The organism is Shewanella sp. FJAT-51649, assembly GCF_019457435.1.
Lineage (GTDB): Bacteria > Pseudomonadota > Gammaproteobacteria > Enterobacterales > Shewanellaceae > Shewanella > Shewanella mangrovisoli.
Genome location: NZ_CP080411.1, coordinates 3500899 through 3517365, shown reverse-complemented (window position 1 = coordinate 3517365; position 16467 = coordinate 3500899). Strand labels below are relative to the sequence as shown.

12 protein-coding genes are annotated in these 16467 nt (G+C 48.9%); 3 read left to right on the top strand and 9 right to left on the bottom strand.

The window, feature by feature from the left end; all coding sequences use genetic code 11:
* Positions 1-184: 184 nt before the first annotated feature.
* On the top strand, positions 185-3208 hold the full coding sequence (locus tag K0H59_RS15465; protein ID WP_220053631.1) for a TonB-dependent receptor domain-containing protein: 3024 nt from the start codon (positions 185-187) through the stop codon (positions 3206-3208).
* A 466-nt stretch (positions 3209-3674) separates the two neighbouring features.
* Here K0H59_RS15465 and K0H59_RS15460 read toward each other — a convergent pair whose 3' ends face one another.
* Complete coding sequence (locus tag K0H59_RS15460) at positions 3675-6077, bottom strand: S9 family peptidase (RefSeq protein ID WP_220053630.1); 2403 nt, start codon at positions 6075-6077, stop codon at positions 3675-3677.
* A gap of 309 nt (positions 6078-6386) precedes the next feature.
* Here K0H59_RS15460 and K0H59_RS15455 point away from each other — a divergent pair, with 309 nt between their 5' ends.
* Entirely contained in the window at positions 6387-8537 is a 2151-nt protein-coding gene (locus K0H59_RS15455; RefSeq protein WP_220053629.1) for a winged helix-turn-helix domain-containing protein, read from the top strand.
* Between the two features lie 9 nt (positions 8538-8546).
* Here the strand turns inward: K0H59_RS15455 and K0H59_RS15450 are convergent, their stop codons facing one another.
* On the bottom strand, positions 8547-9656 hold the full coding sequence (locus K0H59_RS15450) for an anhydro-N-acetylmuramic acid kinase (RefSeq protein ID WP_220053628.1): 1110 nt from the start codon (positions 9654-9656) through the stop codon (positions 8547-8549).
* A 20-nt stretch (positions 9657-9676) separates the two neighbouring features.
* On the bottom strand, positions 9677-11077 hold the full coding sequence (locus K0H59_RS15445) for a peptidoglycan DD-metalloendopeptidase family protein (RefSeq protein ID WP_011717902.1): 1401 nt from the start codon (positions 11075-11077) through the stop codon (positions 9677-9679).
* A gap of 127 nt (positions 11078-11204) precedes the next feature.
* On the opposite strand from K0H59_RS15445, the gene tyrS reads away from it, so the two are divergent.
* Entirely contained in the window at positions 11205-12401 is a 1197-nt protein-coding gene (gene tyrS / locus K0H59_RS15440) for a tyrosine--tRNA ligase (protein WP_011626902.1), read from the top strand.
* Between the two features lie 146 nt (positions 12402-12547).
* On the opposite strand, the gene K0H59_RS15435 is transcribed toward tyrS, so the two are convergent.
* From K0H59_RS15435 to K0H59_RS15410, 6 genes are all read right to left on the bottom strand, one after another.
* A complete protein-coding gene (locus K0H59_RS15435) occupies positions 12548-12976 on the bottom strand; it encodes a hypothetical protein (protein WP_011717900.1) in 429 nt (142 codons plus the stop codon).
* A gap of 122 nt (positions 12977-13098) precedes the next feature.
* Positions 13099-13590 (bottom strand): nuclear transport factor 2 family protein, encoded by a 492-nt coding sequence (locus K0H59_RS15430; protein ID WP_011717899.1) that lies wholly within the window; start codon positions 13588-13590, stop codon positions 13099-13101.
* Between the two features lies 1 nt (position 13591).
* Positions 13592-14218, bottom strand: coding sequence for a trimeric intracellular cation channel family protein (locus tag K0H59_RS15425; RefSeq protein ID WP_011717898.1), 627 nt, complete (start codon positions 14216-14218; stop codon positions 13592-13594).
* Positions 14215-14592 carry a DUF2721 domain-containing protein gene (locus K0H59_RS15420; RefSeq protein ID WP_011623626.1) on the bottom strand — a complete coding sequence of 126 codons (378 nt, stop codon included), beginning with the start codon at positions 14590-14592 and terminating at the stop codon, positions 14215-14217. Before K0H59_RS15420 ends, K0H59_RS15425 begins: the two co-directional genes overlap by 4 nt.
* A 55-nt stretch (positions 14593-14647) precedes the next feature.
* Positions 14648-15637: a cobalamin biosynthesis protein gene (locus tag K0H59_RS15415; RefSeq protein WP_220053627.1), complete on the bottom strand. Its 990-nt coding sequence runs from the start codon at positions 15635-15637 to the stop codon at positions 14648-14650.
* Positions 15638-15668: 31 nt separating this feature from the next.
* On the bottom strand, positions 15669-16379 hold the full coding sequence (locus tag K0H59_RS15410) for a 5'-methylthioadenosine/adenosylhomocysteine nucleosidase (protein ID WP_220053626.1): 711 nt from the start codon (positions 16377-16379) through the stop codon (positions 15669-15671).
* Positions 16380-16467: the final 88 nt, after the last annotated feature.

Here is a 16467-nt window from a genome sequence, read left to right as displayed (position 1 = left end):
CGCTCTTCACTCGGCCAAGTACAAGGTTTTGGTTGCTGAAATGTTAATCGTGTTTTTGTGGTGTTGCTACCTCATATTCAAAGAACTTGTTGAACATGAATAAGAAAACACGGTTAGCCGGATGAAGTAACAGCTCCAAATAACAACAAGAATGGCTTGCGCTGTAAAAGTGAAGGTGGGAAGGATGAAGAAGAAATTATTAACCTTGGCAATCCAAGCTTCGATGTTTGGTATTGCTCCTTCGGTAGCATGGGCTGCCGATCCAATAGAAGTGAATGCGGTGAATGAGAGCGCTAATCGCGTTGAAGTCGAGGTAGCGGATAAGCAAGAAAGCATTGAAAAAGTCACAGTCACGGGCTCGCGGATTAAGCGTGACAGCTTTTCCCTTAGCACTCCATTACAGGGCTTAGATGCCAAAGATATCGCCGATAGCGGTATTGGCTCATTGGCGGATATTTTAGTTGATCAAATTCCAGCGTTGTCGGAAGGCGTTAGCAGTACAAATAGCCAATCGAGCGTGCAAAATACGGGTCTTTCAACCATTGATTTACGTGACTTAGGAACGGATCGCACCCTGACCTTGATCGATGGTCGCCGTGTAGTATCAAACAGTTACAGCGGTAACTATGTCAGCTTAAGCACTATTCCTGCCGCTATGGTCGATAAGGTAGAAATCATTACCGGCGGGGCGTCGGCTGTCTATGGCTCCGATGCGATTGCTGGGGTGGTGAACATTATTACCCAGCAGAATAAGACGGGCTTTGAGATTAACGCCCGTGGCGGTGAAACCACCGAAGGTGGTGGTCGTGAAACTACTGTCGATGTAGGTTATGGCACTGATTTTAATGGCGATAAAGGTTATATCTTCGCCAGTGCGACTTATGATAAACAACATGGCTTATTTGCGACCGACAGGGAAAGAGCTCTGTATGAGTCAAGTTTTGCCTACGATGAAAAGCAAATGTGTAATGCCATGAACACGGTCGATGGCGACCAGTGTATGCGCGATATTACCCGAGACGACTGGCGCGAGCGCAGTAATGACATCGTCGGTGGCCGCTTTAAATCAAACTCTTGGTGGTACGATGGCACCGAGCTTAAAACCGACTTTAAAGAAGAACGTGATGGCTATAACGGTTACACCACGGGTCTCTTAAAGGTCCCCGAGGATACCTTGGCCGCTGCGGTCAAAATGAACTATGACCTCAGCGACGATGTGCGCGCGAATGTGCAAGTGCAGTTTAGCCGTAATACTGCGTTTCGTCGTACCGATGCCGAAGGCCAAGACTATAACGACGCTGAACTCTATATCGACCCTGTGACGGGTCTCCCTGGGACTATTGCTGCGGGCAGTATTTCTCCAAACAATCCTTATGTGCCAGCCGAAATTGCCGCGACAGCTGGCAAGAGCATCACTTGGGATCGCCGCTTCCAAGAAGTTGGCCCCGTTGAGAGCGATAACGAGCGCACCACTTTGCGGACTTGGGCGGGATTGCAGGGCAACTTATTTGAAACTTGGACCTGGGATGCCTCACTGGGTTACGGTAAGTTTGAACAGCGTCAGCGCCGCAGCAATGAAATCAGTATTCGTCGTCTGCAATATGCCTTGGATGCTGAATACGCCGACGATGGTGTGACTATCCAATGCGCCAGTGAAGAGGCCAGGGCTGAAGGGTGTGTTCCCGTCAATATCTTTGGTGAAGGTTCAATCAGTAAGGAAGGCGCAGACTACATCCGCGCCAATCCCTATATAAACACGGATATCACGCAATTTAATGCCCTAGGATTTATCTCGGGTGAATTGTTCGAATTGCCCGCTGGTGGCGTGCAGTCAGCATTCGGGGTCGAATATCGCCGTGATACTCAAGCCGTCGATACCGATAAAGCGATGCGTGGCGATGCGATAACCTTTAACGATGTACCGCCCTTTGAAGGGGATGTCACCGTATGGGAAGCCTTTGGTGAAGCGAATCTTCCTTTGTTAAGGGATGAGGCTTTTGCCAACAAGCTCGACCTAGACGTGTCATTGCGTCTTGCGGATTACAGCCAGAAAAACATCGACTTAATGTCGAGCTATCGCGCGGGGATCCTGTGGGAGCCTATTGCCAACTATGCCCTACGTGCTAACTACTCTCGCTCACAACGTGCGCCAAATATTACAGAACTTATCTCTCCACCCCGTGGAGATTACGACAGTATCCGCGATATTTGTGATGGGGTAACTGCAACCTCAACTGGGGCTGGGCATGATAGTTGTCGCCAAGATCCTGGTATTGCAGCCGCAATTGCGACTAACGGTGTCTTTGAGGATGAGGGGGGGTCTAAATATTCGCCGAACGCCGGTAACGAAAACCTTACCGAGGAAACCGCGGATACCTATACCTTAGGCTTTACCATGGCGCCAGCCTTCCTCGAGGGCTTTAATCTGGCGGTCGATTATTACGATATTAAAGTCACCGATGCCATTGGTTCATTAAGCAACGAGGATATTCTGGCCGAATGTTATAACTCGAGTAATCCTTATGGTGCCGATAACGAGTACTGTCAGGTCATCAGCCGTGATACTGAAGGGCAAATCACTCAGGTTATCCAACAAGAACAGAACCTGAATGACATTGTCACCCGTGGTGTTGATATCGCCATGGCCTACGAGTGGCAGTTAGACGGATACGGTGAACTCAGCTTAAAAACTAACTGGACCCATGTGTTGGAATTTAGCACTAGCTACTACGGCGCCGATGGTTTAGTTGAAGATGACTATGTGGGTGAGCTTGCCAGCGGGATTTTTGAGGATAGAGGCGCAATTTCATTAACCTGGAGCAATGATGATTGGCGTGTTCGTTGGAGCGCTAAGTATAAGAGCGCTATGGTCGATAGCCACGATAGAGTTGAAGAGTGGAATGTTCTGAAAGCCGAAAACCAAGCCAAACTCGATGCGGGTGATGCCAGTGCGGTGGCTAATCCCGAAACGCCCGCATTCCTATTCTACAGCTCGTATATCACCCACGATTTGTCGGTGTCTTACACTATGGACGTGAGTCAGGCTGAATTACGTTTATATGGCGGTGTGCGCAATATTTTCGACAATCAGGGGCCTTGGGTGGCTGATACTGGTGATTTAGTCGAAACGGGTAATGGTAACTACAGCAGCGCCTATGGCGGTGGTGTTGGACGCTATGCCTACCTAGGTGCAGAGCTTAAGTTCTAATATCGTTGAACTGATACTAATCACTTAAGTTTGTTCAACCGCATGTGGCTCCCTGCATGCGGTTTTTTATTGCCAATATCCGCAAGATATTGACATCAATAGGTTAGTCACACTCATCAAGCTTTAAGCCTTCAATGGGATAGATTGACACAGACCTTTGATACTTCTTCTGTCGAGAAGCGCTTAACGTTAACTCTTTCAGCCAGAGCTTGAGTTTCAGCCAGAGCTTGAATGAGTGCTGACTTGAAGTAAGTCGGCTAACGCGGAATAGTAAAAAGGCCAAAAAGGCAAAGCTTCGGTGCATACCTGAGGGGAGATACTCGCTTAAATACTGAATAAACACAGCATTTAAGGATAAGTGATAGCAGTAACTTGTTAAGCGATTGGCGGCTTATTATGCCGCCAATCATCTGATGGTGTGTTTTTGTGGAATGCTAAGCGCTGACTTCGCTCTTTGGCTTACAGGTTAGTGGATAGGCAGATTTGCCTTTAAGAACTGGCTTTGTTCCCAGAGCAAGTGTTCTAAGGATTCCTTAGCCGCATAACCGTGTCCTTCAAAGGGCAGGATAACTAATCTTGCTTTACCGCCAAGGCCTTGAATGGCATCAAATAGTCGCTCCGATTGCAGCGGGAAAGTGCCTGAATTTTGATCCATCTCTCCGTGAACTAATAGCAAGGGCGATTTGATGTTATCGGCATAATTAAATGGTGACATTTGTTGATAAATATCATTGGCTTGCCAGTAGTAACGCTCCTCATTTTGAAAGCCAAAAGGCGTTAGACTGCGATTATAGGCACCGCTACGGGCAATGCCTGCATAGAATAAATCCGTATGGGCGAGCAAGTTCGCCACCATAAAGGCCCCGTAGGAGTGTCCACCCACGGCGATTTGTTTGCGATCGGCAATGCCTAAATCGACCAAGGTATCGACAGCCGCCTGCGCGTTGGCGACGAGTTGTTCGCGAAAGCTGTCATTGGGCTCTTTATCCCCTTGAGCGATGATGGGCATAGAGACTTTATCAAATACCGCAAAGCCTTCGGCGACTAAAGGAATTGGGCCCCTTGGACTGATGCTGGGATATTGGTTGGCGCTAAAGCTGATTTGGCCCGCGACATCGGGATCGTTAAATTCCCGCGGATAAGCCCACATCAACACGGGTAAGGTGCCTTGCTCCTTGGTGTAATTGGCAGGTAAGTAGAGAGTGCCTGAGAGGGGCACGCCATCGGCTCTTTTGTAGGTGATCAGCTGCTTCTGCATCCCCCGATACGCACTCAATTCATCGGCCTGTTGGTAGAGCACACGTTCTTTGGCGTCATCGATTAAGACAAGACTCGGTGCTTCAGTCGGGCTTTCACGGTTGATAATCAGTTGTAAGGGCTCAAGATTGAGCACATAGCGCACCGATTCTAATTGGTTGGTTGCAGATTGCCATAACAGTGAGGATTCTCCGGTAGCGAGTGAGGTGCGTTTTAAAAATGGCTTATCGCCTTGAGGCGATGCCCCTTGGCCGTAGTGAATAACCGCTGCGGTTTGTGCCTGTTGCACGCGGATCACTAGCCCTTTGCCTTGGGTATATACTCTGGGGAATTTTCCAAGTTCTTGATATTTATCGCGCAGATTACGCTCGTTCAAGGTATACAACGAACTTTCCCCAAGGTGGGTGTCTAGGCGACTCAGTCGCAGTAACTGTGCTTTGCTATTGCGCTGGCTCATTAAGGCGATGTTATTTTCCGCCCAGTCGATATCGATGATCCGCCAAGGGGTTTTGGCGATGAGTTTGGCCTTTTGGGTAAAGGGGGCATCGAGTTGCCATAGACTATCCCGTAGCGGCGCCTCTTGCTGGCTATTGCCCTGATCTAAAGCCTCGGTAAAGGCTAAGGTTGCGCCTTGCCCTTGAACCCAATGGAACATGCGAGGGCCGGGTAAAACTGAGTCTCTTCCTTGGGGCTTAGATTCTCCACTCTGGCTTTGGTGCAGTTGCGTAATGCGTTGACCATCAAGATTATAAATCTCTGTTAAGGTTGGAAAGTCATAATACTTTACTTGGGTAGAGAAGGGCGTAGTGAGCTGATGGGTTAAGATATATTGACCATCTGGCGACAGCGAAAAATCTTCAAAGATGCCCGGCGCGGCGATATTTGTCAGCTTGCCATCCATATCCACAAGGGCCAGTTGACTGGTCGTCAGTTGGCTAAAGCGTTGTTTGTCAGCGCTGGTTTTCAATAAGTCTTGATAGGTGCGCTGCGGGCTTTGTTTGCCCGAGGTTTCCTTGGTTTTCGGTGCGTAAAGGGTTGGAGCCATGCTTGCGTTGGCATTTAAGGCGATTACAAAGCGAGCAAGCAGGTTGTTATTGTTAGCCCATTGATAATCAAGGCTAATCGTGCCATTTAATCGGTTGTCTGACAGGCGCATGTGGCGGTCTTGAGCGATGTCGTAAACATATAAGTAACCGCCCTCTGGCGTTAGGCTTACATAGGACAAATAGCGGCTGTCGGGGGAAAATTGCACTTCGGTGATATCGTGGCCACCGGGCAAGCTTATCAGCCGCTGTCGATTATCCTGAATATTAATCAGCCTGAGTTGGTGGTAGCGCTGGGTGATACGGCTCGGTAAATATTGCTCGGCGGCGATACGTAATCCTGCCAACTTCTGCTCTGGCAGGGCCAGCGTGGCAATGCTCGGCGCTGCAATTGGGCTGAGTAACGCCAGCCACTGATGATCGTTTGAGAGTCGAGTCGTGAGATCCGCGTTATGTGAAATGGTTTGCTGCAGTGCGGGGGAAGGTTTCTGGTAGTCCTGCGCTAAGGTGTTGGGGATAAAAATCAGGCATAGCATAGTCCAGATGCCGGTCAAGGTTAAGCGAAGCATACTTGGGTTCCTAGCAAAGTAAATTACCCCTGCTGAGATGAGTTAACCGCAGGAGTAAGGCTTTGACTCTTATGTTGTTATTGGTCAATCAGTTGTAAGTAATCTGTTGCCGTATCGCAATCTATCCCGGCTCGTTTCTATATTGTTTAAATCTCTATTTTAGATTTTTAATTAGCTAATATTTTGAATTTTATATAGTTAGTTTAAAACATTGGATTGCCATCTTTGTTAAGTCTTAGGTAGTATCTAGCCACACGATGTACTCATTACCCTAACCATAAAAAGACGAATAGCGAAGGTGTGAGAAAAATGAAGGATAAGAGTAAGTTGGGTTTTTGCTTGGGGAATTGTCGTATTGACCCTTCCGATAACTCAATTTTATTTCAAACGCAGGGGGATGAAACCTCCTCGCATGAATCCGCTAAAGTGTCGCTTCAACCTAAGTTTATTGAAGTGCTTAGCTATCTTGCCCTGCGTTATCCTCATGTGGTTACCCGCGATGAGTTGATTACTCAAGTGTGGGAAGGCAATGCCTACGTCGGCACTAAGGCACTCACGAATGCCATTTGGCATTTACGGCAGCAATTATCGCCTCTAGACGTGGATGGTGGTGTGATTGAGACAGTGCGTAAGGCTGGCTATCGCTTGTTGTTACCGCCTATCTACGATCAACTCGACGTTACCGAAGAAGATATACGGCAGACCACTGAGACTAAATTGCAATATGCCAATCAGCGTCTGCGTTTAATGGCGATGGTGCTGGGGGCCGTGGCTGTTGTCAGTAGTTTATTTATTGGTATGCATTTATATCAAGATAAACAGCGGATGACGGATACCCAAATGACGGTGCTGACTCGAGATCCGGGGTCGGAGCGTTATCCAAGGTTATCCCACGATAGGCGTTGGCTTGTGTATGGTGCGAGTCGTCCAGGGGTGACATCTAGTCTGTATCTTAAAGATTTTAAACGTGAAGATGTTCCCGCCCGTCAGTTAACCCCTTCAACATCGGTTGAACTGCGTGCAGTGTGGAGCTTAGATGATACCAAGCTGTTTTTTGCCTCCCGCAGCCACGCGACGGGAAAGTGCACCATTACTCAATTGACTTTAGCGACCAATGAGATGCTAGCCCTAGCGCCCTGTAGCACGGATATGGCGGCGATAGATATTTCCCCCGATGGTCAATATCTTGCTTATATCTCCTCCCTCGAGGCGGATAAAGTGGGTGGGATTTACCGCTTAACTTTAGCCAAAGCGGACGCTACGGCTGAAAGATTATCCTGCGAAAGCCAGTGTAATTATGAGGACCGAGATTTAGCCTTTAGCCCCGATGGTAAATGGCTCGCGATAGCGAGGCGCTTTAGTAATATCTCTGAGGATATTTTTATTCGCGACTTAGCCAATGCCAATGAAAAACGCTTAACCCAAGGACTAGAAGATATTCGCGGCTTGAGCTGGACGCCGAACAGTCAGGCGTTAGTGTTTGCCACGGAAGACTCTGGTAGTCGCAATGGTTTTACTATCGATATCGAAACGGCCCATATTCGGCCACTCGATGTCGAAGGCATGAGTTATCCCAGTAGCGTCTCCGATGAGGGCGAGTTGGTTTATCACCAGTATCGTCGGCAATTCCAAATGGCGTATTTTTCCCTCGGGGATAAAGTGCCGGGCAGTTTGTTTCCACTGCTGTATTCCGGTATTAGCCACCGTAATCCCCATTATTCCCCTGAGGCGGGGCGAATCGTTTTTGTCTCCAGCGATACTGGCTATAACGAGATTTGGACCTCGGATATCAAGGGGCAAAAACTGGAGCAACACACTCAGCTTAAGTCGCGTGTCGCTTATCCACGTTGGTCACCCGACGGTTCTAAAATTGCCTTTATCGCCCCCGATGATCGTAATGAAGGCAATCGCATTTTTATTTTAGATTTAACCAATAAGAACATTACCGCCTTAGCCTCGAGTTATCACAACCATGGTCGCCCCAGCTGGAATTGGCAGGGCACTGCGGTATTCGCATCGACCAGCGACGGTATTACCGAGTTTTATTTAGATAACAGTGCGCCCAAGGTGATAAGCCCTCTGAGTATGGCGGTGGGGTTTGCCAAGTCGGCAACTGAATTGGTGTTTAGTCGTTACGGGGTGAATGGGCTCTGGTTGATTAATCTCGCGCAGCCTGAAGAGGTAACACAGCTCATTTCCAGCAAAGTGTTTAGGTCTGGCAATAATTGGGCAATGACGGCGGACGGAGTGTATTTCAAATCCAGTAATGGCAATGAGCAGAGATTAAATTACTGGGAGGCGAGCAGCCAGCAAGTCACGCCACTCCTCAGGGTGCCCCGCTCGAGCCTAAGCGGGTTTGGCTCCATGACTTATATTCCGGAGTCAAACCGCTTAGTGATGACGCTCGATGGCTTTCCACAGCGGGACATCATACTGCTTAAACACAAACTGCTTCAGTAGGTTTGAGTTTTACTTAGCGCTAAAGCGTCCGCCTAATACGGCTTCGCGCGAAGCGCCTGTCACCGCAGGTAGGTTAGCGGGCAAACCTAAATGGTGGCGCATTGCGAGCCACGCAAAGGCGATCCCTTCGGCCCATTTAGGGTCGACGCCCAGTGCAGAGGTGGTATCGATGTGATAATCCGGTAGTAGCGCCGCTAAGCGCTGCATTAACTCGCTATTAAAGGCGCCACCACCGCAGACAAATAACTCTCCCACAGGGGCGAGTTTAAGGATATCGCGGGCGATACTGTGGCAGGTCAAATCGAGTAATGTCGATTGGATATCTTCTTCATCCAGTTGATTAAACTGTGATAATTGCTGCTCTAGCCAGGCCTGATTAAATAATTCTCGCCCTGTGCTCTTGGGATAGGCGAGGGAGAAATAAGGGTGCGACAGCAACTGCGCCAGTAGCTGTGGGTCGGTTTTGCCCGAAGCGGCCCATTCACCGTCTTTGTCGTAGGGTTCATTTTTCACTTGCAGGATCCAGGCATCAATCAGCGTATTGCCTGGCCCAGTATCGAAGCCTAAGACCTCTTCACGATTCCCGGTCAGATAGGTGATATTGGCAATGCCGCCAATATTGAGGATCACGCGCTTTTTACCGACTTGGGCAAAGGTTTGCTGGTGGAAGGCGGGTACTAAGGGCGCGCCTTGGCCACCTAAGGCGATGTCTTTACGACGAAAATCGGCTATCACATCGATACCCGTCTCGGTTGCTATGGTGTTGGGATCGCCAATTTGCAGGGTAAAACCCACCTCAAGGTTTGGCATGTGGCGCACGGTTTGGCCATGACTACCAATGGCAATGATGTCTTCTTTGGCTATCAGGGCTTTGGCGAGCAAGTTATTGACCGCAAGAGCAAATAATTTACCGACACTACGATCGAGGCGGCCGAGGCGGTTGATCTCATCATTGCCAGGCAGGCATAAACGCTGCAATCCCTTAAGCAAATGGCTCGGGATCGCCTCGGTATGCGTTGCGATAAGCTGTGGCTGCTCGCCCGCAAAGTCGACTAACACCGCATCGACGCCGTCCATGCTGGTGCCAGACATCAGTCCAATATAATAAGCCTTGTTCATGTGAGGGGATCCGTCCGTCGTTATTGCATCGCCAATTGGGTTTGCTTGTTCTGTGAAATGCTAGCCATCAACTGTTTGCTGAGCGCATCGAATTGTGGCTTTTCTTTACGGGCAATCGATTCGGCCTTAGGTAAATCAACCGTTCTTGGATTACGGTGTACGCCATTGACGATAAATTCATAGTGTAGGTGAGCGCCAGTGACGCGTCCTGTCTTACCTAAGGTGCCGATAATTTGCCCCTGCTTAACGCTGGCCCCTTTACTGACGTTGCGTTTGGTCAAATGCAAATACTTAGTCGTGTAGGTATCGTTGTGCTTAATGAACACATAGTTACCGTTAAATTGATTGTAGCCGGATTCGACAACTCGGCCATTGCCCGCCGCCTTAATGGGGGTGCCAATGGCGGCAACATAGTCAACGCCGCGGTGAGCCTTAACTTGCCCTGTCACAGGGTGTAAGCGTTTCGGGTTGAAGTTTGAGCTGACGTATTTAAAGTCAACCGGTGAGCGCAGGAAGGCCTTACGCATGCTAGTGCCGTTTTCGGAGTAATAGTTGCCATCGGTATAGCGAATCGCGGTGTAGCGCTCATCTTGGTTGATAAACTCGGCGGCGAGGATATTGCCGTTACGTAAAAACTCGCCTTCGGCATACTCCTGCTCATAGATAATCGCGAAGCTGTCGCCTTCACGTAAATCCAAGGCAAAGTCGATATCCCAACCAAACACGGTCGAGAGTTGCATAATTTGGTTCGCGTTTAAACCCGCATCGACGGCGGCATTCCAGAAGTTACTCTTGATTTTCGCACTGGTGAATTGGGTGCGGATTTCAATGTCTTTTTCAGAGATTTTCTCGGAATACTTATCCTGATCCTTAGTGATCACTAAGGTCGATACCGCATCGACACGGTAGCGCACTTCGGTTAAATCGCCCTTGGCATCCTTCGAAATCACAATTTCTTCGCCGGGGATGATTTTTAACAGATTTTGTTTGGCGAGTGGCAACTGGGTAATTTCGTACACATCTTTGCTGGTGAGTCCCGCGCGCTCAAATACTGCGGCTAAGGTATCGCCATTTTTCACATTAAAATGTTCAACGTCTCTATGGTGGGCGCTCTCTAAGGTTTCGCTGGCGGGCACATTGCCTGCGGCTAAGGCGTCGGCCGAAGATAACGGCGTGGCGTTGGTGGATGCATCTTGCGATTGGCCCTCAACACCTTCAGGACGCTCTGGTGAGCGAAAGGCTAAGGGAACATCGTAACGGGTATTGACTTGAGCTTGGTCTGCGACACCTTGAGTTTGTCTTGAAGCTTGCGCTTCTTCAGAGGGAAAGAGCAGGGTTATCGTAGTGATAACAGAAAGAATGCTGAGGAGAATTTGATGCTTTTTAGGCAACAATTTAAATAACGTTATAACCTTTCCCATGTGACGCCGATACCGATTACCTAAGGCTTGAATAATCCCGTTAGTGTACACACTTTCAATTGTGGTGGCTAACAAGTAACATAAGTCTCCTCATTTTATGATCATGGCCTTAGGAGTCCCCGCCGAGATGGCTGATTTAGACCAAGTATTAGCAGAAATTAGACGTGGTACCGATGAGATCCTACTCGAATCGGATCTGCTGGAAAAACTCAAAGAAGGACGTCCACTTCGTATCAAGTTAGGCGCTGATCCTACCGCACCGGATATCCATCTTGGACACACAGTAATTTTAAATAAATTAAGATTATTCCAAGAGTTAGGTCATGAAGTCATTTTCTTAATTGGTGACTTTACCGGTATGGTGGGTGATCCAAGTGGTAAAAACAGTACACGTCCACCTCTCACCCGTGAGCAAGTATTAGCCAACGCCGAGACCTACAAAGAGCAGGTCTATAAAATTCTGGATCCTGCCAAAACCCGTATCGAGTTCAACTCGAGCTGGTTAGAGCCATTAGGCGCAGCAGGGATGATCCGTTTAGCCTCGCAGCAAACCGTTGCCCGTATGATGGAACGTGACGACTTTAAGAAGCGTTATGCTTCGGGTCAGTCGATCGCTATCCACGAATTTATGTATCCACTGCTACAGGGTTATGACTCAGTAGCTCTGAAGGCCGACGTTGAATTAGGCGGAACCGATCAGAAGTTCAACCTGTTGATGGGCCGTGAGTTACAAAAAGCCGAAGGCCAAAAGCCACAAGCCGTGATCATGATGCCACTGCTTGAAGGTTTAGACGGCGTTAAGAAAATGTCTAAATCGGCGCACAACTACATTGGTGTGAGTGAGCCCGCCAATGAAATGTTTGGCAAGATCATGTCGATTTCTGACGAATTAATGTGGCGTTACTTTGAGTTGCTATCATTCCGTCCTTTGGCCGAGATTGAACAGTTCAAACAAGATATCGCCAACGGTGCTAACCCCCGTGATACCAAGATTGCCCTTGCGAAGGAAATCATCGCGCGCTTCCACGACCAAGCGGCGGCCGAGAGTGCCCATCAAGCCTTTATCGACCGTTTCCAAAAGGGTGCTATCCCAGATGATATCCCTGAGGTTGAATTAGCGGCGGGTGAAGGCTTAGCGATTGCTAACTTACTTAAAGATGCCGACTTAGTGGGTTCGACTTCCGATGCGATGCGTATGATCAAGCAAGGCGCGGTGAAGATGGACGGTGAGAAGGTTGACGATAGCCGTATGACCTTAAGCGCAGGCACGGTTGCCGTATTCCAAGTGGGTAAGCGTAAGTTCGCGAAAGTGACTCTGGTTTAAGTTGAACCATGTTAGTGCCGCTTGTGAGTGCTTAAGACGGTTAATAAGTACTTACCAAGCAGTAAAAAGAGCGCCTAAGGGCGCTCTTTTTACTTCTGCCTTTTATCTAGGCAATCGTTTAAGGTGCTGTTTTTAAAATACCTTGTCTAAGGTGCAGTGCTGGCCTCATGCTCGCCAATATTGCATCTGTCGGTACCGAAATGCTGACCATCACGACACTTCCACGCCAACTGGGCGGAATCCACTTGCCAGCGCTGGGCACTTTTCTTAAGCGACAGAATTAACAGCATTTGTGGGTGCTGTTGCGACAACTCGCTCACTTGATAGGTAAACACGCCATTTTTGGTGGGCTGAGTGCGGACAAGGGTAAACTTTTTACCCGCATATTGGCTGCTGATGGCGGTGGGATCTTCGCTCCAGGCTTGATGTTGCTCCTGGGCGGCCCGCAGTTGCTGGTTGAAATGGCTTACGGGTTGCACCGCGTAGGACACAATAATGGGCTGCTGCGCCTGTGCATGGGGCGCGAGCATTAGGCCATTCAGGGCGAGTAGGGCAATCAGTCCAAACAACTTCATACAAACCTCATTGAAACGAAACGACCCGTGGGCAAGGGATGCCGCACCTCAGTCGTATTGACTCATTGCAGGTTTCGACTCGTTTTGAGGGCTCAAGTTTCAACAAAAGCTAAATTTTGTGACTACTGCATCGCTAATTGGTCTGACATGGTCTGGTAATCAATCAGATCCACATGCTCTGTGACCCTGTGATTACGCATATCGAGCTTAAGACTGGTGACCCCAGGAATGGCGACATCAATAATTTTTCCGGGTTTGCCAAATTGCTCGCCGGGGCCCTTAAAGTGATAGTTTCCAATCATCACCACGAGGGAGCCTGCATTATACATATGCTCGATATTGAAATCATATTCGAGCACACCCTCGTGGGCGCGCTCGAGGAAGTCGATAATAAACCGCCCACCCGTGTATTTACGATTGGCGGTTTTATCGAAGAAGACGGTATCACGGTTATAGAATTTGCCGAGTGTTTGATAGTCGTGCTCGGTTAGCGCGTTCATGTATTTTACGGCTAACTGCTGTTCTGCTGGCATTTCCCCTGAGTTAGCGTGTACAGACGCAGGAAACAAGGCCGGAACCCAAATAAGACAGACTAAAAGACACAATATTCGCAAACTATTCCCTCTTGGTTTTGAGATCAAAGGCGGGTAACGACAAATGCCATTTGATGGCGCATAGGCGAATGATTAAGGCACTGGTCATGGCTAAAAATAGTGCCGTTTTTTCGCCCATCCCGTAGGCAAGGCTTACGGTATAACCTATGCCGCCAACAATCGACGCCGTGGCATAGATTTCTGTGCGTAACACCATAGGGATTTGTCTGCACAGTAAGTCTCGAATAATGCCTCCTCCTACGCCCGTGATCAAGCCCATCACGACGGCAATCATGCCGCTGAGTCCCATATTGAGGGCTTTTTCAGCACCAATCACAGTGAACAGGGCCAAACCTAAGGCATCGGCGACGGGCAAGGTATATTGCGGCATCTTGCGGGGACGGCGAACCAACAGCAAACAAGCTAGGACTGTGGCGAGTATCACTATGATGTAGTTAGGGTCGCGGATCCAAAACACCGGCGTGGCGCCTATCAGCGCATCGCGAATACTGCCACCGCCGACCGCAGTCACCGAGGCCAGTACGATAACGCCAAAGGGGTCCATACGGTGACGCCCAGCGGCTAAGGCGCCAGAAAGGGCAAATACCGCCGTGCCACATAAATCGAAGAAGTAAATCCAGTGGCTCATTTACTCATCTCTTTGATGTGAATATTCAGCGCGTCCACAGAGATACGAATTTCTATCACAGATAAAATCAGTGAATAGAGCAGCAGTAACAAGCTGGCACCGAAGATCACCGAGCCCGTCTTATTAAAACCGATATAGATAAAAATCATACAGAGTACACACAGGGCAAAGCTGGATACGCCCGCCTCTTGCATGCGGCGAATAATCCGGATCCGCTGGCTTAAGTTTTTAATTTGATCCTTATGCACAGGTTTATCACCGTTACTCAACTGTCGGATCAGCGCCGCCAGCGCAAAGAAGCGGTTAGTATAGGCGAGTAATAGCAGTGAGATTGCCGGAAATAGCAAGGCGGGAGTTGTTAATGAAACATGCATGTTTTCGAACAAGATAGTCAGCCTTTAACCTAATGTTAAGATGAAAGGCATCATATCACAGGGTTTGTAGCCAGCGTAAACCCGCCCAAATGATCGGAAGAAAGGTAATAAAACTAAACCAGATTGCGCAGGCCCGTGAGGCGAGTTTTACTGCGGGGGCAATCATCTCTTGGTGCGGCTGTGGGCCATAGACTATCTTAGCCACATCAATTCGTTGCCCCGAAAACTTCTGCGGCCCACCCAATTCAATGCGTAAAATATTAGCGACTAAGGACACACTCATCACATAACCCCGCAGGGCTGGATGATTTTTAGAGGTGCGAAACAGCAATGCTAAGGCTTTAGGGCCACCCTGAATCGCAATCGACAGGCTCCATAACCAAGCTGGGATTGCCAGCAGCGCCGTGGAAATAACGTGCACCGAACTGCAAAAGTGTTGGTACTTAGGTTGAATGGGCGGCCAACTGAGTTCGAGCTGTTTAATCATTCTCACCGCCAGTACCATAGGGGCGCCTGCGATCGCAAAGAAGAAGATGGTCGATGCCGTGCCATAAATCGGCGCGGTAGCGAGCTTTTCTATCGTGGCCTTGGTTAAGCCGACTTCCGATAGATTATCCGTATCACGGACAATCCAAGGCTGTAATAGCTTTTTTGCGCTGGCATTGTCCTCGCGTTTCAATGCTTTAGCGATTTCGTCGGCGACTTGGCTAAAGCCTGCATCCGTCAAACACAGATACAGGACTAAAAACTCAAAGAACCAAGGAAAGGCGGCGAGCTCGAGTAAAAAAGTGATAATCGCCCAGAAGGGAAATACCAGCAGCAACATGGCTAAAAAGCCGGCGGTTGCCTGTTGGCTAGGGGCTCGCCCGGGGCGATTGACTTTGGCGGCGAGCTGTTTGGCTAAGTGACTAAACCAAATCAGTGGCTGCATTTCCCTTGGCAATGGCGCTAGACGCGCCAACAGTAAAGCAAAGAAAAGTACCAAGAAGCCCTCAAACAAAGCGCCATCAATTTCGACAAGTTGTTGATAAAAAGAACTGTGCATCAGGTACTTTCCGCAATCATGCTTTAGTCAATTACTTTACTGAGTTTGGATCTAATTGCTCAAGCAGCAACATCACCATCAGTGCCGAATGGTAGCCTGCCTTCACAATGTAAGAATCGAAGTCGACTGGAGAGTCGTTGTTGGCGTTGTCAGAGAGCGAGCGGATCACCACAAATGGCACACCAAACTGGTGACACACTTGGGCAATTGCCGCGCCTTCCATCTCACAGGCCGCCATGGTTGGGAAGTGCTCCAACATGGTCTTGGTGCGAACTGGGTCGCAAATAAAGCTATCGCCAGTACAGATTAAGCCTTCAATCGCTTTCACTTCGCCTAATTGTGCGATGGCCTTATTAGCCGCTTCGACTAAGTATGACGCGGGAATAAACGCCGCAGGTTGCTGCGCCATTTGGCCAATTTCGTAACCAAATGCGGTCACATCTACATCGTGGTGGCGCACTTCGGATGAAATCACGATATCGCCAATAGACAGTGAATCGACAAAACCACCCGCAGAACCTGTGTTGATTACCGCATCGGGGGCGTATTTCTCAATCAGCAGTGTGGTGGCGATACTGGCGGCGACTTTGCCAATACCAGAGCGTGTTACCACTACGTCTTTGCCCGCTAAGGTGCCAGCGATAAATTCAATGCCCGCAATCGTTTGTGAAGAGGCGTTTGTCATAGCCGCAATAAGATGGGCAACTTCTGGCTCCATTGCGCCAATAATACCAATTTTCATGGGAGACCCTTTTGATTCAACTGAATGTGTGATGCCACTAAAGCGTGGGATAACAGAATGGCGGCTAATATACCACAGTTATGCTTTG

Excerpts from the sequence above, each read along its gene's own strand:
- K0H59_RS15450 (WP_220053628.1), bottom strand. The coding sequence starts at position 9,656 with ATGAACAAGGCTTATTATATTGGACTGATGTCTGGCACCAGCATGGAC.
- K0H59_RS15420 (WP_011623626.1), bottom strand. The coding sequence starts at position 14,592 with ATGCATGTTTCATTAACAACTCCCGCCTTGCTATTTCCGGCAATCTCA.
- K0H59_RS15435 (WP_011717900.1), bottom strand. The coding sequence starts at position 12,976 with ATGAAGTTGTTTGGACTGATTGCCCTACTCGCCCTGAATGGCCTAATG.
- K0H59_RS15460 (WP_220053630.1), bottom strand. The coding sequence starts at position 6,077 with ATGCTTCGCTTAACCTTGACCGGCATCTGGACTATGCTATGCCTGATT.
- K0H59_RS15465 (WP_220053631.1), top strand. The coding sequence starts at position 185 with ATGAAGAAGAAATTATTAACCTTGGCAATCCAAGCTTCGATGTTTGGT.
- tyrS (WP_011626902.1), top strand. The coding sequence starts at position 11,205 with ATGGCTGATTTAGACCAAGTATTAGCAGAAATTAGACGTGGTACCGAT.
- K0H59_RS15455 (WP_220053629.1), top strand. The coding sequence starts at position 6,387 with ATGAAGGATAAGAGTAAGTTGGGTTTTTGCTTGGGGAATTGTCGTATT.
- K0H59_RS15410 (WP_220053626.1), bottom strand. The coding sequence starts at position 16,379 with ATGAAAATTGGTATTATTGGCGCAATGGAGCCAGAAGTTGCCCATCTT.
- K0H59_RS15445 (WP_011717902.1), bottom strand. The coding sequence starts at position 11,077 with ATGGGAAAGGTTATAACGTTATTTAAATTGTTGCCTAAAAAGCATCAA.
- K0H59_RS15425 (WP_011717898.1), bottom strand. The coding sequence starts at position 14,218 with ATGAGCCACTGGATTTACTTCTTCGATTTATGTGGCACGGCGGTATTT.
- K0H59_RS15415 (WP_220053627.1), bottom strand. The coding sequence starts at position 15,637 with ATGCACAGTTCTTTTTATCAACAACTTGTCGAAATTGATGGCGCTTTG.